Origin of the sequence: Streptomyces sp. M92 (assembly GCF_028473745.1) — a bacterium.
Taxonomy (GTDB): domain Bacteria; phylum Actinomycetota; class Actinomycetes; order Streptomycetales; family Streptomycetaceae; genus Streptomyces.
Genome location: NZ_CP101137.1, coordinates 4,295,131 through 4,314,484 on the forward strand (window position 1 = coordinate 4,295,131; position 19,354 = coordinate 4,314,484).

General features: G+C 66.9%; 15 protein-coding genes and 2 pseudogenes. 14 read left to right on the top strand and 3 right to left on the bottom strand.

The features are described 5' to 3' along the window. Positions 1–68 precede the first annotated feature (68 nt). Together M6G08_RS19430 and M6G08_RS19435 are read left to right on the top strand one after the other, a co-directional pair. Positions 69–848 carry an exodeoxyribonuclease III gene (locus M6G08_RS19430; RefSeq protein WP_272588428.1) on the top strand — a complete coding sequence of 260 codons (780 nt, stop codon included), beginning with the start codon at positions 69–71 and terminating at the stop codon, positions 846–848. Between the two features lie 80 nt (positions 849–928). Then, on the top strand, positions 929–1,336 hold the full coding sequence (locus M6G08_RS19435) for a DUF6278 family protein (RefSeq protein ID WP_272588429.1): 408 nt from the start codon (positions 929–931) through the stop codon (positions 1,334–1,336). A gap of 199 nt (positions 1,337–1,535) precedes the next feature. Here M6G08_RS19435 and M6G08_RS19440 read toward each other — a convergent pair. Beyond that, a pseudogene (locus M6G08_RS19440) lies at positions 1,536–1,991 on the bottom strand (hypothetical protein); the annotation flags it as partial. Between the two features lie 590 nt (positions 1,992–2,581). On the opposite strand from M6G08_RS19440, the pseudogene M6G08_RS36020 reads away from it, so the two are divergent. The 8 genes and pseudogenes from M6G08_RS36020 to M6G08_RS19480 all read left to right on the top strand — a co-directional run. Further along, positions 2,582–2,777 (top strand): annotated as a pseudogene (locus M6G08_RS36020) (ISAzo13-like element transposase-related protein); the annotation flags it as partial. A gap of 666 nt (positions 2,778–3,443) precedes the next feature. After that, entirely contained in the window at positions 3,444–4,640 is a 1,197-nt protein-coding gene (locus tag M6G08_RS19450; protein ID WP_272588430.1) for a phosphotransferase, read from the top strand. Between the two features lie 133 nt (positions 4,641–4,773). Then, the gene (locus M6G08_RS19455) at positions 4,774–6,108 is read left to right on the top strand and encodes an aminotransferase family protein (protein WP_272588431.1); all 1,335 of its coding nucleotides are present in this window, start codon (positions 4,774–4,776) and stop codon (positions 6,106–6,108) included. Between the two features lie 65 nt (positions 6,109–6,173). Further along, entirely contained in the window at positions 6,174–7,928 is a 1,755-nt protein-coding gene (locus M6G08_RS19460; protein WP_272588432.1) for a thiamine pyrophosphate-dependent enzyme, read from the top strand. Further along, entirely contained in the window at positions 7,925–9,298 is a 1,374-nt protein-coding gene (locus tag M6G08_RS19465) for a glycosyltransferase (RefSeq protein ID WP_272588433.1), read from the top strand. The genes M6G08_RS19460 and M6G08_RS19465 overlap by 4 nt, the downstream gene beginning before the upstream one ends. Beyond that, positions 9,295–10,125, top strand: a complete 831-nt coding sequence (locus tag M6G08_RS19470) for an SDR family oxidoreductase (RefSeq protein ID WP_272588434.1) — start codon at positions 9,295–9,297, stop codon at positions 10,123–10,125. The genes M6G08_RS19465 and M6G08_RS19470 overlap by 4 nt, the downstream gene beginning before the upstream one ends. 58 nt (positions 10,126–10,183) lie before the next feature. Continuing rightward, entirely contained in the window at positions 10,184–11,185 is a 1,002-nt protein-coding gene (locus tag M6G08_RS19475; RefSeq protein WP_272588435.1) for a methyltransferase, read from the top strand. Then, positions 11,104–12,411, top strand: a complete 1,308-nt coding sequence (locus tag M6G08_RS19480) for a hypothetical protein (protein ID WP_272588436.1) — start codon at positions 11,104–11,106, stop codon at positions 12,409–12,411. The genes M6G08_RS19475 and M6G08_RS19480 overlap by 82 nt, the downstream gene beginning before the upstream one ends. 80 nt (positions 12,412–12,491) lie before the next feature. Here M6G08_RS19480 and M6G08_RS19485 read toward each other — a convergent pair whose 3' ends face one another. Continuing rightward, the gene (locus tag M6G08_RS19485) at positions 12,492–13,553 is read right to left on the bottom strand and encodes a Gfo/Idh/MocA family protein (RefSeq protein WP_272588437.1); all 1,062 of its coding nucleotides are present in this window, start codon (positions 13,551–13,553) and stop codon (positions 12,492–12,494) included. Between the two features lie 66 nt (positions 13,554–13,619). Next, the gene (locus M6G08_RS19490) at positions 13,620–14,738 is read right to left on the bottom strand and encodes an aldo/keto reductase (RefSeq protein WP_272588438.1); all 1,119 of its coding nucleotides are present in this window, start codon (positions 14,736–14,738) and stop codon (positions 13,620–13,622) included. 189 nt (positions 14,739–14,927) lie between these two features. On the opposite strand from M6G08_RS19490, the gene M6G08_RS19495 reads away from it, so the two are divergent. The 4 genes from M6G08_RS19495 (at position 14,928) to M6G08_RS19510 (ending at position 19,278) form a co-directional block, all read left to right on the top strand. Then, positions 14,928–15,650, top strand: coding sequence for an HAD family hydrolase (locus tag M6G08_RS19495; protein ID WP_272588439.1), 723 nt, complete (start codon positions 14,928–14,930; stop codon positions 15,648–15,650). Further along, the gene (locus M6G08_RS19500) at positions 15,644–16,963 is read left to right on the top strand and encodes a ferritin-like domain-containing protein (protein ID WP_272588440.1); all 1,320 of its coding nucleotides are present in this window, start codon (positions 15,644–15,646) and stop codon (positions 16,961–16,963) included. Before M6G08_RS19495 ends, M6G08_RS19500 begins: the two co-directional genes overlap by 7 nt. Further along, positions 16,953–17,810, top strand: coding sequence for a hypothetical protein (locus M6G08_RS19505; protein WP_272588441.1), 858 nt, complete (start codon positions 16,953–16,955; stop codon positions 17,808–17,810). Before M6G08_RS19500 ends, M6G08_RS19505 begins: the two co-directional genes overlap by 11 nt. 61 nt (positions 17,811–17,871) lie before the next feature. Beyond that, the gene (locus M6G08_RS19510) at positions 17,872–19,278 is read left to right on the top strand and encodes an APC family permease (protein WP_272588442.1); all 1,407 of its coding nucleotides are present in this window, start codon (positions 17,872–17,874) and stop codon (positions 19,276–19,278) included. Positions 19,279–19,354: the final 76 nt, after the last annotated feature.

The window sequence follows — 19,354 nt, forward strand, 5'->3', positions numbered from 1 at the left end:
AACACCGACGTCCGGGCCGACCCGGGAGCGGAGCCGCGTTGTCAGTCCCGCCCGGTAGGTTGTGGGACATGCGCATCGCGACCTGGAACGTGAACTCGATCACCGCCCGCCTGCCGAGGCTCCTGGCCTGGCTGGAGAGCAGCGGCACCGACGTGCTGTGCCTCCAGGAAGCCAAGGTCGCCGAGGAGCAGTTCCCCTTCGACGAGCTGCGCGAGCGGGGCTACGAGGCGGCGGTCCACGCCACCGGCAGGTGGAACGGGGTGGCGGTGCTCTCCCGCGTCGGCCTCGACGACGTCGTCAAGGGCCTGCCCGGCGACCCCGGCTACGAGGGCGTCCAGGAGCCCCGAGCGATCTCCGCCACCTGCGGCCCGGTCCGCGTCTGGTCGGTGTACGTGCCCAACGGCCGCGAGGTGGAGCACGCGCACTACGCTTACAAGCTCCAGTGGTTCGAGGCGCTGCGCGCCGCCGTCGAGGGCGACGCGGCCGGCGGCCGCCCGTTCGCGGTGATGGGGGACTACAACGTCGCGCCGACGGACGACGACGTCTACGACCGCGCCGCCTTCGAGGGCTCCACCCACGTCACCCCCGCCGAGCGCGCCGCCCTCGCCTCCCTGCGCGGTGCCGGCCTGTCCGACGTGGTGCCGCGCCCGCTGAAGTACGACCACCCCTACACCTACTGGGACTACCGCCAGCTCTGCTTCCCCAAGAACCGAGGCATGCGCATCGACCTGGTCTACGGCAACGAGCCCTTCGCCAAGGCCGTCACCGACTCCTACGTCGACCGCGAGGAGCGCAAGGGCAAGGGCGCCTCGGACCACGCACCGGTCGTGGTGGACCTGGACGTGTAGCCACCCGCCGCCGCCCCCGGCCCCCGCTGTTTCCGCGCGCCCTGTGGTGCACACCGGGGCACGAATGACAATCTGGAGGTATGAACATCCCCTTCCTCGGCAGGCGGCGCGAAGACCCACGGGCTCACGACGCCGAGGGAGTCGGCGACCTGCTCGCCGACTGCGACCTGCTGCGCTCGCAGGCGCTGCGGGAGGGTGTCCGACTCGACGACTCCGAGGTCTCCTTGGAGCGCCTCGACCAGATGCTGCCCCGGTGGCGCGGCGACGCCGAGATCCTGGACTGGCTGGGCAACGACGCCGGTCTGTACCTCGGCACCGTGATCGTGCGCAGCGTGCCGGGTGCCGCCTGGTCCATCCGGTCCGACGGGCAGCCCGTCGTCCGGCTGGCCTCCGGCCGCGAGTTCGACGTGGTGGCCTCCGGGCACGCCTGGGCGGAGGACGGCGCGCCCGAACTCTCGCAGCTGTACGGCGAAGTCGCAGAAGCATGAGCCGTCGTAAATAGGGCTATTGCCCGGAAGGTGCGTGTCGTCGGCAAAGGCGGCTTTCGTCCCGGTACGTTGCGGTGGTCGGGTCACACACGAACGCACAGGGGCACCCGCAAGGTGCAGCCGGAGATCACTGCTCGCGCGCAACGGACACCACGAGGGCGTGTCCGCGGTCGAGGAGAAGGTCAGCTGCACACCTGGTTCAGGAAGCCCGGTGGGAATTGCGGGTCGCCTGCGTCTGTGCCGGCGCCGGCAGGGGGCTCGTCGCCGCCCGGGTCACGTCCCCGACGAGTTCGACGACGTCCGGGCCGTACGCCTGGGAGTTGACCACCTTCAGCAGCAGCACGAAGGAGCCGGTGCCGTGCTTGCGAGCCAGCTTCTCGTGGTGCCGGGCGAGATAGCGGGTGGCGGCCTGGTTGGTGATGGCGCGCTGCCCGCAGAACAGGAACGCCGGCCGCGCCTCGCGCCGGTCCCCGGCCGTCAGCCGGGCCAGCAGGACGTACTCGGTGATGCCCGCTTCCATGCGGTAGCGCTCGGCGCCGATCTGGAAGGCGCCCCGGTCCGGGCCGGGTTCCGGGTCTACGTTCACCCGCACCCCGGGCAGCATGGCCGCCATGTGGGCCACCATCCGGCGGTTCGGGTGAATTCCAGGAGGCCCACCTTGAACTCAGTTTCACGACAGGCGTTTGACCTGCGTACACCGGCCTTTCGCCTGTTCCGCAGTCCGTGTCCCTCAGCGGGAACGGCAGCGGGTTGCGCATCGTCCTCTTTCTCACCCTTCAACAGAGGCCCTCCGGGGCGTCTGTGGTGCGGGACGATCAGGCCGGTGTTGACGTAGGCGCCGTCGTCGCCGAGGACCGTCATGCCCTTGCGGTGTGCGGCCAGGCCGGAGTCCCGCCAGGCTTTCGCATCCGCCGTGTTACCGGGCACCGGACGGGCGCCCGCGACCACCAGGCGCCTCTACACGCCTACGACGACCTGCATGTTTGCCGAGGATCGGTAGTTGCGGGATGACGCTTACGAGCTCGTGCACGGTAAGAGGTGAGACATCCGGACTCCGGCGTGGCCCGTGGTCACATCTGTCGTGCCAGGCTCAGGTCCGTGGTCTGCTGGTGGGACAGCAAGCCCGCGATGGCTTGGATGGTGTCGCTCATGTGCTCGCGGCGGCCGAGGTGGCGGGCCAGTGCCCGCCGTTCTTGAGATGGGCGATGCCGTGCTCGACCCGGATACGACGTGAGGAGTGTGCCCCGCACCGGACTGCACGTGAAGGCCCGGCTGGACACCAATACCTGTCCCACCGGTATCGGGTGTCGGCGACGCCGAGATGTCGGCCCTGCCGCTGCTCCGACACACCTTCCACGGCGACTGGAACTATGCCCTGCATCCCCAGCCGACCCCGACTGTCCCGGCAGCCCGGAGCAGTCGGCCTCCGGCGCCGCAGTGGGCACACCGCACTGACCGGCCTGGCCCCTATCCCCGCTCTGCTGCGGCAGGTCGTGGACGGAGGTTTGCCTGACCTGCATTCTCATGCAGGTCAGGCAAACCTCTCCGGGCCTGTCAGACGAGCCCGGCCTCCTTCGCGGAGTACGAGACGAGAAGGTGCTTCGTCTGCTGGTGGTGCAGCGAGCGCAGGGCGCTGATCGGCGAAAGGACCTTCCCATGACGCATGATCGGCCCTCTGGTCCGGGAAGGTACCTCGGCCGCCCCTTCCTGTTCAGCAAGTTCTCCGGACGGCAGTGGCTGGAGAAGCCGGACCCCGCCCATCTCCCGACCGCATCGACCTACTTGTTGCGGTGGATGCGGAAGAAGTACCGGGTCGGGACGCAGGAGGCCCTGCGGCGGCCGGCCCGAGGCCACGCGACGCGCCCGAAGTCCTTGTGACCTGGGCCGCCCCGGCTGGTCGAGGGCCAGAACGACAGGAGTGGTAGGACAGGAGACTGTCACGTTCGGACCCGTGGGGCCCGGGGGTGAGATCTCCCCGGGCGACCCGACTGCACGGCGGGTGGCGCCACATACCGCTTGATCGAGTGATACGGCGGACCGGAGCCTGACTACAGGATTGACGTCGCGATCCGTTGACCCAGCATTTCGTCGGATACAGGGGTTCCCGATGTCAGGCAGCGTTCCGGGGCATGAGATCACGGCCCTCTCACGAGACTGGGATCTGAGTGAAGAACTGCGACCGGGCAGCGCAGCATGGGCCATCCGGGTCGTCGAGACTCAATGGGACGTCCCCCGCGCCTCGGTCGCACTCCGACCGTTGGCTTCTGCATCGGAGGAACCCCTCCTCAGCCATACCTCGCAGCTGTGGCGGATCGACCTCCCGTACGGGCCGGGCGGTGAACAGGCCGCATTCGTTCTCAAGGCGCAACTCAACACGGCGGCAATCCGACCCCCGGAGTTTCATGGGCTCAAACTGCGGATCATGGAGATCTGTGCCAGGCACGGTATTCCCGTCCCGCTCGCGGTACCAGCCGTCGACGGATCTACCGTGGTTCGGCAGGACGGTATCGTTTGCGAGCTGGCCCCGATGCTCCCCGGCACTGCTCATCGGTCTCTGACACCCGATCAGGCGGACGGGGTCATAGCCACCGGCCTGGCCCTGCGGTCGGCGCTGGATCGCCTGCCCGACAGCATGGTTGCAGCACTCCGGGCACATCCGGTGAACCCCCTGGTCGAGGAGGCGCGCTGGCAGGTGGCCCTGGACGACGCGCTGGGGCGTCTGCTGCCACTGGCCGGAAACCGAACCGACGAGTGGGGCCGCCTCATCGCCGCTGTCCTGCGGCAGTTGCAGCGCTGCAAACCGCTTCTCGACCATTTCGCAGCGGTGGAGGCCGGTGCTGCACGCGACGTCTCAGTCGTTCACGGCGACTTGCACCGTCATCACTTCCTGTTCGACGATGCTCGGGAGGACCGGATCACTGGGGTTCTCGACTTCGACGGTCTCCGTCTCGGAGATCGGCTGCTCGATCTGGCCTGGATCGCCGGGACCGCCGGCCGGGTGGCTGGGACCTGGGCCGTACGGCAGCGCGGTGCCGCCACGTTCGCACAGGCGGCCGAGGGCGCTGGACTGCTGGTACCCGGTGAGAAGTGCCTGCTGATGCCCACACTGCTCGCCTACGCCGTTCCCGTTGTTGTTGACATCGCCAAAGACATCCTTGACCGCGACATCCTCGACGACCTCTGGACCGAATACCTCGACCTGCTCTCCCCAGCGCGCATGGCCGAGACCCATGCCCTGCTCACGGGCCTCTCCCTTGGCTCATCTCCTGACTCCTGCTGTCCGTCGTCCCGACGCAAGGTCTGACACAGGGTCGGCTCCTTCGCTTCCGTTATGTCTTCCCTCTGGAGTTCTAGCAAGAACTGGACTGGCCCGGTCCATCCACTTCCCTTTCCTCGAACTTCGCATTTCTCGTGCCTTCGACCTGGAGGAGAAGACGATGCCGTTCCCGCTGGAGAGCACCCCGAAAGCAGCTTGGGGCTCTGCTGACAAGTCCGCCTTCTGCTTCGAATCCCCGTATTCCGCCGAGTCGATCCTGTTTGAATCGGCACGGGGTATCCGGCTGGCAGATACTGCAGGATGCGAGTACATCGACGCGCTTTCGGGTGTTTTTGTCACCTGCTTCGGATACGACTGCGAGCCGATTGCCAACGCCGTCACGGAGCAGTTGCGCCGGCTCCCCTTCAACCCGCCGTTGCACGGAACCAACCGTCCGGCAATCAAACTGGCGCGAGAGTTGACAAGCTTGGCTCCGGATGCCTTCTCGCTGGCCAAGCTGGTCAATGGAGGTTCAGAGGCCGTGGAGGCCGCTATCCGGCTGACTCGTCTTTATTACAGAGAAAAGGGAGATAAAGGAAAGTACAAGGTGCTGAGCTATTTTCACGGCTACCACGGTGCAACTTTCGGTTCTCTTGCCGTGACTGGCCGTCCCGATACCACCCGCTTCGGCCCCGGACTCCCTGGAATTGTGCACGTCTGGACACCCCACTCGGTCGCCCACCAGTTGGGAATTGGGCTGGAGGGGGCCGGTACGGTCGCGCTCACTCTCATCGAGCAGACCATTGAGGCAGAGGGTCCGGAGGGCATCGCCGCCCTGGTGGTTGAGCCGGTGGTACACCTGCTCGGCATGGCGGTGCCACCTCCCGATTTCCTGCCCGGATTACGCCGACTGTGTGACAAGTACCGCATTCTGTTGGTCTTCGACGAGATCGTGACGGGATTTGGCCGTACCGGCCACAACTTTGCTGCCGACACCTTCCGAGTGCTCCCGGATCTGATCTGTGTGGGGAAAGGTATATCGGGGGGTTACGCGCCACTGGCGGCCGTGCTCATCAACGAGCGGATCGCTTCCGTTCTGTCCACCGGTGAGGATTCGTACGCCTTTGCCCCTTCCCATACGTATGCGGCGAACCCTGTCAGCGCGGCGGCGGGGCTGGCAGCGGTGCGATTGTTCAGAGAACTCGACGTACCCGTCCGTGTTCGGTGTCTGTCCGAGAAATTCGGTGCTCTGCTCCAGAACACGGTTGGCGAGCGTGGCGTGGTCCGTGGGACCGGACTGCTGTACGGGGTAACACTGACTGCCGAACCGGCCATGGCGGAGGCGGCCCCGGGCCAGGAACTCGCCCGGGCATGTCTGCGGCGTGGCCTTATTATCCGGGGCCAGGACGACTGGATCGTGCTGGCCCCGGCCTTCGTCGCCACGGAGAAGGACCTGGACGAGATCGCCGCCGTTCTGGGAGACGCTCTCGACGCCGTGTTCGGCGGTTACCAGTGACGACCGGCATCACCTCCAGCTCCGCTATCGGCGGGCACGCCTCGCTGCTCGGCCGCTTCGAGGACGTGGCCCGGGCCTCCCTGCCTCGGCTCACCGCGGACGAGGTCGCGGTCGTCGAACACGAACTGGCCGTCTGGGAGACCCTGGCCGGGTCGTACCCGGTACCACTGGCGGAACTGGCCGCCGTCGCCGCGGCGGTACCCGAGCGCCTGTACGACGACAGTGCCCGGGTGCTGCTGCGCATGCATGAGATCGCCGGATCCGGCAACCACCAGAGCTGTTTGTCCTCGCTGCCTCTCGTACGGGCCTGCTTCGACTTGGGTCTGGTCCCAGAGACGGGCAGCGACACCGCTTCCACCCCCTTCGCCAGGGCGGAACTCATCGTCGGCCGGGGGCACATCGCCCCGAGTTTCTACGCCGAGCGCTATGTACGCGGCAGCTTCCCGTTCACTCCCCTGACCACACTGCACCACGGCCTCACCGGAGTGGTGGATCGTGCTTGGGGCTTCGGCAACACCATGCGCTACAGCCTCGGTGTCGGTGTGGCCCAGGCGGTGAGCCTGGCACGGGAGTTGCGCCGCTGCGGTGAACGGCGCAAGGTGGTGTGCCTCGCCGGTGACGGGGAACTGCACGAGGGCATTACCTTCGAGTGTCTCCGCTTCGCGTACGAGGCAGGGCTCGACAATCTTGTCCTCGTCGTTGACGCCAATGGCAAGGGCATCGAGCCACTGCGTGCCCCGGTCAACCAGGAATATTTGTCCGCCTACCTCGGCACGATCGTGAACATCGACGGCCAGGACAGTGAGTCCGTGGGCAAGGCCCTCGCGCAACTGCTGGACGCACCGGGGAGCGGGGGGGTGCTGTGCGCGACTCGGAAGGAGGGCCACAGTTTCAGGCCGCCGGCCGATCCGTCCGCTCCCCAGCGCCGGCCTTCCTTCGCCACTGGTTCCGGTCGGTTCCTGGCCGACTGGCAGCAGGCGACGGATCGTCCGCTTGCCGTATTCACCGGTGACATGGCCGCCCGTTTCGGGCTCTCCGGTGCGGTGGACTACGAGAACGTCGGTCTCGCCGAGACGCTCTCCATCGGGCTGACGTTGAGCCTGCCCGACGACACACTCAAGGTCGTGGCGACCGATGCCATGTACTACATGGATTCCCTCAGCATGCTCACCGAGGCCACCATGAGCACGCGGAACCTTCTGGTGCTGGCCGGCCGCAGCTGGGGCGCTTGGGGCGGGGCGAGCAACGCACTGAACCTCTTGGACCAGATCATGAACACCCGGTGCTACGAGCCGGTCACCGAGGCCGAGTTCACCGCCTGCGTCACCCGCCTGCTGACCGAGCCCGCTACCACACATGTACTGAGCATGGTGGACGCCCGGTTTGCCGAACCGGGCACGGACTGCTCGGCCGACATCGACGGTGCCGTATGGATCACACCTCCAGCCGACGACGCGAACCTCGACCACGCCGTAATCAGCTTCGGCTATGCCGGCGTGCTTGTCGAAGAGGCCAACCGCGAGCTCGGTCTACCTCATCTCCACTGCGCGGCGCTGCGTCCCTGCCTGAACCCGGCCCTGATCGAGCGGCTGCGCCGTTGCCGGTCGCTGCTGAGCGTGGAGTACAACGGAGTGTCCGGCGGTTTCGGGGAAGGGCTACGGGCCCGCCACCTGCTGCCGCTGACGGTGTACGGCGTCACCGGTGACATTTTCAATTGCGTTCACGACAAGCAGCTGACCCGGCACGGCATGGCCCCGGCCCAGCTCGCCGAGCTGCTACGGGAATTACGGAACCCCCCGGGAAACGGGGCCCCCGCATGAGCGCACGATGGCACACACATGACTACCGTTCCCCGAACCTCGAGGGGATCGTGGACGGGGCGGTCTTCATGCACCGGGACATGGCCGAGTTACTGGACGGCAAGGGCGCGGTCCAGCACGATCTGACCCGGGGCCCGGATGGACTCGTGAGCCTGTTGAAGGAGGGTGGGCCCGAGGACACGGTGTACGCCGGCAGCGGCCCCTACGCCTTTCTCTACCACCTGTGGCGGGAGCGGACCGGCGCCTCGTACCGCATTGTGCGGGAGGTCCATACCAGTCTCTGGTCCGGTTACTGGGCGCAGGAAGAACTGTGTCGGCCACTCGTCCGTGACAGCGACCTGGTGCTGTTCCCGACGGAATTCACGAGGCAGTTGTACGTTCAGGCCTTCGACAGCGTCCGTGAGGAGAACTCAGCGGTCGTCTACCCGCTGCTTCACCGGCTGCCAAGAAGACGACCGGTGCCCACACCACCGTGCACCTCGCCCGTGCGCATCGGTTACCTGGGTGCGCTGTCGGAGGCCAAGAACTTCGATCAGGTGGTGAGCATCTTCGTCCAGGTGTACCGGTTGAGCGATGGTTCGGCCAGACTGGTTTTCGCGGGTAAGCCGAACACCGACCGGTTCGCGCACGGCCATGTCCTCGACTCTCTGCGGCGGCGAGGCGTTGACGCCCGGCATGTCGTCTCGCCGGGTGTCCTCGCCCCCGGCGAGCTGGGCCGGTTCTTTCGCTCCATCGATGTGCTGCTCTTCCCGAGCACGGCCTCGCGCGAAACGCTCGGCCGGGTGGTCGTCGAGGCACTGGCGCACGGCGTTCCGGTCCTTGCGGCCGACATCGGCCCTGGCGTGGAACTGTTGCCGGCGGCGAACCTGATCCCGACGGCACTGGACACAGTCACTGAGTTCTCCATGGGCCGGGTCCTGCCGCTCGGCCGTGTCGATGAGGAGGGCGCCGTCGACCGGCTGCTGCGGCGCTCCTACGCGCCGGCACGACTCGCGAACACTGCGCCGTACGGTACCGATGCGCTCTGGCAGGCACTGGAGGGGCGGGCTCCGGACGTGCAGGCCCCCGGTGACCGTCGTGTCGTCGACGCCCTGCGAGTGCGGTCGCGTCCGGCGGGCCATCCCGGCCTCGACCCGGAACGGGCCGAGCGGCTCTTCCTCGACTACTTCCAGCGGCACGACGACGCCATACTCCGAGCCATCGCGGACTTCGAGACCCGTACCGGACGTACGCATCCGCGACTGCGCGAGATCGTCGTTCGTTCCGAACGCAACCTCGCCGACTACCGGGCGTTTCCACGTCTGCTGGATGCTCTGCTGCTCGAACCTCTGTCCTTCCGTCTGGCCGACGTCGACAAGGAGAGCTCATGACTACGCACCTGCAACGGTATGACGACCGGATCGTCCTGGTGATCGGTGGAGGACGGGGCATCGGTGCCGCTGTTGTGGAGACCTTCGCCCGGCAGGGAGCCACTGTATTGGTCTCCGATGCGGAAACCCTCGGCTCGGACGTCAACCAGTACCGCAGCAGGCGAGTCGGCGGGTACACCGCCGCCCGAGAACTCGCGCGGAACTTGCGGGACAAGGGGCTCAGGGTGGCCGCCGCCGACGTGGACGCAGGAGACGAGGCTTCCGTACGGACCTTGCTGACCGGCATCGACGAGGACCATGGCCGACTCGATGTGGTGGTGAACGCCTTCGGCGTTACTCACGTCTCCAAGGTCGAGGACATGACGCTCGCCCAGTTCGAATCCGTCGTCATCGGCAACCTCAGTGGCGTCTTCCTTGTCTCCAAGTACGCCATTCCGCTACTGCGCCGTTCCGGCGGCGGCGCGATTGTCAATTTCTCTTCGATTTCGGGGCGGATGGGGTTCGCCAAGGAGGCACACTACTGCGCCGCGAAGTTCGGCGTAGTCGGTTTCACGGCATCCCTGGCCAAGGAGCTGTCGGCCAGCGGTATCAGGGTCAACGCGGTGTGCCCGGGCATTGTCCGCACGAACATGTGGGACTACCTGCTGAGCGAGTTCGTCCGCCCCGGCGAGACACCGGAGGAATGCTGGGAGCGTATGAGGGCCCTGATCCCTCAGGGCGAGTACCAGAGCCCGCAGGACATAGCCGATGCCGTCCTGTACCTTGCATCAGCGCCTCGGGTCACCGGGCAGGCCATCAGTATCGACGGTGGAATGGCCCAGCCGTGAGACTACAGGATGCCTGGTCCGACACCTCTGCGTGACCGCAGATGAGGGAGCCCGTACCGTGACGGTCATACCACCGGCCCTGTTCAACGAACTCCATTGGAATTACTGGAAGACCAAGGTATTTGTCAGCGCCATGCAACTGGGCGTCTTCACCAGCCTCGCCGAGGAAGCAGCGGACGCCGAGACCCTGGCCGACCGCCTGGGGATGAGCGGGCAGGCGGTGCCCGACTTCCTTGACTGCCTGGTGGCCATGGGGGTGCTCCAGCGCGACGCGGGTGTCTACGCCAACACCGAAGAGGGCTCCTGCTGCTTCGACAGCAACCGATCGCTCTCCTACCTGGGCGAGATCATGCTCGCCGAGGCCGGGCGGCTGGGCGATGACCTGACGGCCGTTCTCAGGGGCGGACGGTCCCGGGAAGGTGCAGCCGGCGCCCGGGATTTCTACGACAACACCTATGCCGATCCCGCCCGTACCCGCTCGTTCCAGAGGGCCATGACCGCGATGAGCTACGAGCTCGGGGCTGTCCTGGCCGAGCGCCTGCCCTGGGAGCGGTACCGGTCCTTCGTCGATGTCGGCTGTGCCGAGGAAGCGGTGGGTGTGCGTTTGCTGCGCGTGCACCCACACCTGCGTGGTATCGGTTTCGACCTGCCAGGGGCCCGGGCCGGCTTTGAGAGGTACGTCGCTGCCCACGGTCTCGCCGAGCGAGCCGTCTTCGTGGAGGGCGACTTTCTCCGGCAATCGCTGCCCACCACAGATGTGGTCATTCTTGGCCGAGTTCTGCACAACTGGGACTTGGACGTCAAGCTCCGCCTGCTGCGCCAGGCCCGTGCCGCGTTGTCGCCCGGCGGACTCGTCGTGGTGTACGAGGCTCTGATCGACGACGACCGCAAGCGCAATGTCGTCGGGCTGCTGCTCAGCCTGATGATGCATCTCTCGCTGCCCGGCGGCTTCGACTACACCCCGGCGGACTGCTCCGGGTGGCTGAGCGAGACCGGTTTCACGGATATTCGCATCGAGCACTTGACCGAGGTGGAAGCGATGGTCGTCGGATGCAGGTGAGCGGATTGGACCGGCTGGTCCAGCGAGTGCCCGGTGACGCCACTCCCGAGTCGTTCGCCGCGTATGTGGCCGCAGTCTCCGAGGACCTTCTGGACACTCCAGCGCCGTTGTCCGCGCCCGAGGCCGTCGCCTGGGCCAGGCGCAAGGCACAGACCCTGGAACTCGATCCCGAACGACTGGCCGACGACCTGGGGCAGGGGCTCGCCCAGACGGGTTCCCTCGGCCCGGACGAGGCTGTCGAGTATCACCGGAACCTCACGACACTGTTGCCCGGCGCCGCTGGTGTCTCGAGCGATGGGCCGCCGGATCCGATCGCTTTGTACGAGGCGCTGTGTGAACTCGGCCGCGAGACGGTCGGATTCCTGCGCGAGGCCTTCCTCGACAACGACCGGAGGGTGGTGTTTCTGGGCACGGACGCCGAGTTCCTGAAGCTCTCGTACGACGTGTGGAGGGGAACCTCGGACGAGTCCCGGGTGTTCTACCTGAGCCGGCTCACTCTGCTCAGCGCCGCCGAGAAGCGGATTCTGGCCTGCACCCAGCAGGAGCTGTTCGGCCCGGACGGGGTCAGCGACAGCGCGGCCGACGACGCACGGTCCTTCGCCTGGATGGACAACGGGCTGGTGGCCTCCCAGGTGTACCTGCTCATCACGGCCGCCAGGGAAAGGGCGGCAGCCGGCGAGGGAGTCTTCGGTGAGCTGTTCCCGCGCATGTTCCGCGAGGAACTGATCCACGGCTGCGGGCAGGCCAGGAGACGAGTCGAAGGACCGCTGACACTGTTCGGGGCCCCGCACCCCCACACGGACGCGGTGATCAGGCAGGGTATGGACGAAGGTCTCTTCGCGCAGCGCTGCTCCGATGTGCTCCGGCGCTTCCACGCGGAAGCGGGCTTCGGAACGACTGGCACGGTGATCGTGGACATCGGGGCCAACGGCACCCAGCCCTGTCTGCTCCTCGGGCTCCTGACGCCGAGGCTCGCCCTGCCGCCGTCCGTAGTCCTGTTCACTTCGGGGCGCCGCGTCTGGGGTCCCGCTTCTTCGGCCTTCCGCAGCGTCGCGGTGACGGGGCGCTTCGCCATGGCGGTGGAGACCGTGAAGACGTACATGACCAACTACCGGGGGGCGCTCGAGGGGGACCCCCGCGAACTCGCCGTGGCTCCAGCGGATCAGCAACTTGTCGCTTTTTTCAAGCAGTTGGCGTTCCATCGAGCGGCCGTCGAACAGCGGTGACCCGTGCGGGGAGAGTGAAGAGGAACGGAAGCCGTGCATCGGAGCACCTTGCCTGCTGTACGGCTGCCGGCTGCCTCCGGTCAGGATGTGAGGCCGACGCCCCGCCCCGGCCGGAACAACCGCACCGGCCTGCCGGTCGCCAGGGATCGGCGTACCGCCATCGCCAGCCGAACTGCCTCAGTCCCTTCCGGGACACCTGGTGCCGGACGAATGCCGGCTTGGACGGAGTCGACGAAGTGGCGCAGGGCGGCGGCGCTGATCCGTGCGCGGGTGGGCAACTCCCAGCTTTCCTGCACGGGTTCGGCCTGATCCTCGGTGGCCCAGGCCAGGGCGTTGACCATGTGGTCGCCTCCGGTGAGCAACGCTTGACCCCGCTCGGTGCAGACGGAGAGGTGAACCGGAGTGCGCAGGGCCTGAACACCAAGGTTGCCGCCGGTGAGAACCGCGGTCGCGCCGCCTTCGTATCGGATGGTCACAGCGATGCCGTCCTCCAGCGAACCGCTGCGATAGGCTCCGCCCTCGGCATGCAAGGACTCCGGATCGCCCAGCAGGAAGCCGAGCGTGTCGAAGGTGTGGCAGGTGTTCTCGTTGACGATCCCGTTGCCGTTGGCAGGCGCCCACACCCAGGCCGGGCTGTCGTCCCGGGGCAGCACCAGATCGGCGTTGGCCAGTAAAGGCCGGCCGAGCGGGCCATCGAGGAGTTCTCTCAGCCGTACGACGGCCGGAAGGTGCCGCAGGCAGAAGTCGAGCATGATGGGTGAGCTCGGGTACTCGGCGCACACACGTGCCAGTGCGTCGGCGTGCGCGTCGTCGGTGGCGAACGGCTTCTCCAGAAAGAGGGCGAGTCCTGCCGCCCCCGCTTCGCGAATCAGCTTCTCGCGACCACGTGGTGGCACCGCAAGGACGATGGCGTCCAGGTCCTCCTCGGAGATCATGCGTCGACCGTCACGGTAGGCCTTCGCACCTAGCGCTGCAGCGAACTCGTCCAGGTCCAAGCCCTGACTCTCGGGGGCGAGATCGGCCACCGCCACCAGGACGGCACCGGCCATCCGGGCGATCTCCCGGGCGTGGCACTGGCCGAAGCCCAACCCCACCACCCCGAATCGCAGCGGACGGCAGGCTCGGCCGTCTGGCACAGACATGTGAACCTCCTGAGTATCTGGGGGGCAGGCAGCCCGCGTTCCGTGACAAGCGCGGGCCGAAAGAGGTCAGGAACCCGCAGTGCCCCATGCGCCGTTGCCACTCGGCCAGATTCGCTCGGCGACTTCGGAGAAGCGCTGGAGAACCATCTGGAGCAGGTCGGGCTCGGTGGCCGTGTCCAACGCCCGCAGATTGCGGTCGAGGTGGCACGGGGTGCCGGCACCGGTGAGAACCGAGTCGAGGTGCGGGCAGTCCAAGGCATACCCCATGGCGAGTGCTGCAAGGTCGGTGCCGTACGCGGTGCACAGGGCGGCGGCTTCGCGGGCGGCGTCCTTGAGCGCGGGATGGGCCGGGTGCCAGGCGGGCGGACCGGCCCGGGTGAGCAACCCCATGGCCGTGGGGCTGCCCAGGATCGTCCCTGTTCCGTTGGCCCGCCAGCCGATGGCCGGCTCCACCAGACTCTGGTCGTGCAGGCCGTAGCGGCAGTACGTCTGCACGACGTCGACCCCGGCCCGGTCGACGGTCGTTCCCAGCGGTTCGAGCAGCAGCCCGGACACACCTACGGCACGTGTCTTGCCTTCGTCGCGGAGCTCGGTGAGCAGCGGCAGGACCTGGTCGAGGATCTGCTCCGGCCGCCCGAACTCGATATCGTGTGCGAACAATACGTCCACGTGATCGGTTCCAAGCCGGCGCAGACTGCCCTCCAGACCGGAGCGGATGCGGCGGGGGGAGAAGTCGAAGACCTCGGGAACATAGCTGCCCACCTTGGTCGTGAGCACCACGTCGTTGCGGCGGCCGCGCAGCGCGCGGCCCACCATCTCCTCGGCCAGTCCCTCGCCGTACGAGGGGGCGGTGTCGATAAGGTTGATGCCGGCGTCCAGGCCATGCAGCAGGACGCGTACGCATTCGTCCGGAGAACGGCGAGCGAAGATGCCCATGAACGTCGTTGTCCCCAGGCCGAGCCGGGAAACGGTCAGGCCGGTGTTTCCCAGCGCGCGATACCTCACACGGAACCTCCCGTCGTTTCCGGGGCGCGGTGCGGGTCCGGACGGCACTGGAGCATCGGTTTGAGCTTCGGGAACGGTGGCACCAAGACGTGATGCGCCACACCACTCGCTCGAGTAGTGCGCCCACTTGGCGAGCCCTGGGCAGCCGGCGGCAGCGGGTCTGCCGGGCGCCGAACGCATCGTTCCCGCATGCGGAGTAACCGCGAGTACTGATGAATCGGGTGGTGTGGGCGCATGGGCCCTACCGGCATATTTGTGGCCACGCCTGATCGCTCCGGTGGTCACGGGCGCACCAGGGCCACCGTGCAGGCCGGGTGTTGTGTCAAGGGCTCCACGGCACCGGAGCCGGACAGGACTGGGGTTGTCATAGTGACGGCAACGGCACAGGACGACCGCGAGCGGACCATTCCGGTTGCCGCGGTGATCTTCGACTTCGACGGCGTCATCGTCGATTCGATCCACCCCGACCTACTGGCGTGCAGTGATCTGTACCGCGAGTACGGCGACGGCGCGCTGCCGGTCGAGTGGTGGGCCAGGGAAGTGTGCGGCCGTCCTGACAGCTACGAGCGGCTCTTCGATCGTCTGCTGGCAGCCGGCAAGGATGACCGGCAGCCTGACCGTGCCAGGCTGCGTGGGCGCCTCGACGAATTGTGGAACACTTACTTCACCGAGGAGTACGTCCGGCTCATGCCCGATGTGCGCGAGACCCTGACCCGTCTGCACGCGGCCGGGCTGTCGCTGGCCATTGCCTCGGCCTCACCTCGTCGATGGGTCGAGCGCTGGCTGCGGCACTACGAGCTGTCCCACTGGTTCACCGCCGTGGTCACCGGCGACGATGTCGCGGTACGGAAACCCAACCCGTCCGTGTACCTGGAGGCGCTGCGTCGGCTGGGCGTCGCCGCCAGTGCGAGCGTGGCCTTCGAGGACTCACTCAGCGGCATCACGGCGGCGCGAGCCGCCGGAGTCACGGTGGTGGGCGTCCCCACCTCGACCACCCGCTTTCTCGACCACTCGGCCGCTCATGCACTGCTCGACGATCTCTCGGTCGTCTCGCCCGAGTGGCTGGCGGAGGTGAGGCAGACGGCATGCTGACCGACGGGCGAGCCGGCGGCGTGCGGGCCCGGCTCATCGACGCTCTCTGCGAGGTGGCGGAGCTGGAGCACTCGTTGTGCCTTCAGTACCTGTACGCGGCCTTCTCCCTGAAGACTCGGCCCGACGAGGGCGGACTGGACGAGGTTCAGGCAGAGTTGGTACGCGAGTGGAAGGGGCAGTTGCTGCTGCTGGCCCGCGAGGAGATGCTTCACCTGGGACTGGTACTCAACCTGCTGGCCTCTGTGGGCGGTGTCGCGTACCTGCGGCGTCCCAACTTCCCGCAGCCCGAGCGGTACTACCCGCTGGGTACGATCGCCGCCCTGGAACCCTTTTCCGCGAAATCGCTGGAGCGCTTTCTCTCCTACGAACTGCCGTCCGCCCTGCTGCCGGCTCAGCAGCCCGCCGACGGGCCCGGCGTAGAAACACGGATGACCGTGGGTCAGCTCTATGAGCGTATCCGACACGTCATCATGACGGTCGAGGAGAAGGACCTGTTCATCGGTTCGGCGCTGCGCCAGGTCGACACGGCCGCCGTGATCGACCCCGAGGGTGTCTTCGACGAGGACGTGGCGGTCGGGTACGGCGTCGAACCCTTCGCGATCTACGACCGTTCCTCCGCGCTGCGCGCCGTGGACCTGATTGTGGAACAAGGTGAGGGGGCAACCGAGAGCGAGGACGACTCCCACTACAACCGGCTGATGCGGATCAAGGTTCAGCTCACCGCCGAGCTGGAGGAGGCCGCACGCACCGGTCGAACCTTTAAGCCTGCACGTCCCATGCTCGACAATCCGGTCGTACAGCCGGCCGCCGACGCCGAAGGCGCGAACGTCATCAGCGAGCCGCTCGCCCGGGAGGCAGCCGAACTCTTCGACGCCGGCTACGGCCTGCTAGTGCTGATGCTGCTGCGCTTCTACAACCGGGTGGACGAATCGACCGCTGAGCAGAAGCGGATCCAGCGTGTCGCGTTCTTCCCCCTGATGACGATGTTCACCCGTCCTCTCGGTGAGATCCTCAGCGAACTCCCGGCGCTCACCAGGAACTCCTCCGTCACCGCCGGCCCGCCCTTCGAGTTTCAGCGGGGCTTGGCTCTGATTCCCGAACGCAACGTGGCCCACCAGGTGTTCGTCGAACGTCTGATCGATCTGTCCAGGCGTGCACGCCTCTTCGCCGATCACCTGAAGAACGCACCCGCGCCGCCTCGTCTGCGGCACCGGGCGGAGCTCATGGCCAGAGACGTGGAACGGATATACCGCACCTTCTCCGGGGGCGACCAGACGGACCTTGCTGAAGGGACAACTGTCCGTGAGGGCTGAGCGGGCATTGTGCATCGAGTTCAACGGCTGGTTCATGTGCCGACTCGCCACAGACCCCGACCCCACGGACGAGCCCCGCGGTGCGAGCGGCAGCACCTTCGCGCTGGCCGGAGAACCCGACCTGGACCGCGTGATCGTGCTGCACGACCCGCTGCCGGACACCGTGCGCAGCCATGCGCCCGAAGTCGGCGTGTATGTGTCCAGTGCCACTGTCGCCGGGACGGCTCTACCGGACGGGCTGGTGGGCGGCAGGGTGGAGCTGCTGGACCGGCCACGGTTCGAGAACCGTAACTTTGTACTCAACGTGGCCGGCCGGGAACCGATCGTGCCGTTCCGTATCAGGGTCGGCGGCAGTGACGGCAGGTACCGGTTGGAGCGGGCCATGGTCATGGCACCGGAGACCCCGGACGCCGATGTGCACAGCCTGTCGCAGTCGGTGCTTCAGGCGTATGGGGGCCGCTCCTTCCGTACGGACCCGGATCAGGTGGTCGCTGCCACCGGGATCCATGACCCGTATGCAGACCGTGTCCAACGGCGGGCCAAGCTTGTTGCCGAACGCGACGACCCTCGTACGTCCCGCATCCGCAGGGCCGCTCTGGGCAAGCGGATCAGGGAGCTAGACATCGCGCTGAGGAATCCCGCCGACGAACGTGTCGTCAACATGATGGCAATCGAGGAGTTCGATTTCCCGCTGTACGGCAGGCCTGTCCTGCACGGCGAACTGCCCGGTGGTCTCCGACCGGACCTTGACACCCCATGGCGGGTGACGTTCTGGATGGGCGGCTGGGACCCGGACGTTTTGTGTGGCTTCATGCACGGAAATCTGTCCGTGCCGCTGAGGCTCTGACTGCTCCGGTGACCGACCCCGCTCTCCACGACACCGATCGAAAGGACCTGGTGCGCCGGCCATGGCCGACTCCGAAGAGCTGCACACGGGCACTTCCGAAAGGCAGCTGAGGCAAGGGGCCCTCGGCACCACCGGGATCACCCTCATAGTTCTGTCTGCCGCCGCACCGCTCACCGTGATGGCCGGCATTGCTCCACTCAGTATCCTGCTCGGCGGCATTGGCGCTCCTTCAGGCTATATGGTCGCCGCCGTGGTCATGGGCCTGTTCGCGGTGGGGTTCCTTGCGATGACCAAGTACGTCGAACGTCCTGGCGCCTTCTACGCCTATGTGGAGCGGGGACTGGGTCGACGGGCCGGTTCGGGGGCCGGGCTGCTGGCCCTGCTGGCGTACAACGGTATCCAGATCAGCGGCTACGCCATTCTGGGCAGCTCCTCCGACCTCGTCCTACGCACCTTCTTCGGGATGCACGTGCACTGGGCAGTCCCCGCGGTGCTGGGCGTGGGGCTGGTGTGGGCCCTCGGGTACTGGGGCGTCGAGGTCGGGGCCCGGGTACTCGGGGTGCTGCTGGGAGCCGAAGCCGTCGTCCTGGCCCTGGTGGCCGGGTCCATCGTCGTCCAGGGGGGCGCGAACGGCCTCGCCCTGGAGTCGTTCCACCCCTCGCACACCTTCACCGCTGGTATGGCGGCCGCCCTGACGGTGTGCTTCGGTTCTTTCCTCGGCTTCGAGTCCACGGCCGTGTACCGGTCGGAGGCACGCGATCCCGACCGGTCCGTGCCCCGGGCCACTGTGGCGGCACTCGCTTTCCTCGGCGTCTTCTACACCTTTGTGCTGTGGAGCATCATCCAGGCCTTCGGGCCCGAGGGCTCGGTCTCCGTCGCTACCGAGTACACGCGGGACATGTACTACATCGCTGCCGAGCGTTATACGGGGGCCTGGATCGCGGACGTCATGAAGGTACTCATTCTCACCAGTGTGATTGCCTCAGCGCTGGCTTTCCACAACACGGTGAACCGTTACACCCACTCCCTGTCCGTACAGGGAATGCTGCCTGCCGCTCTGTCGCGAGTGCATCCTGTTCACCGTTCGCCGTCCACCGCCGGGGCGTGGCAGAGCCTGCTGGCCATTGTGGTCATCATCGGTTTCGCGGCGACGGGCAGCGATCCCTACAGGACCATGCTGATCTGGCTGAACACGCCAGGCATCATCGGTGTTGTGCTCCTTCAGGCGATCACGGCCCTCGCCGTCGTGGTGTTCTTCTGGCGCAATCCGGGGCTTCCCCGTAGATCGCCGATACTGGGGGTGGCGCTGGTGTCACTGGTGCTGATGACCAGTGTGACGGCAGTCCTGATTCGCTATACGGACATCCTCACCGGCGCTGGCTGGGCAACCAACGCCGTGCTTGTCGGGCTGGTTTTCGTCGTCCTGCTGCTCGGATTTTTGCGACCGGCGCCTCGTTTCGAGGAGTGACTGAAAATACCGCCTCCTTCTGTTCGAGATGATGACATCCTGACAGGTGTCGGCCATTCTTTGGGCTCGCCACGAG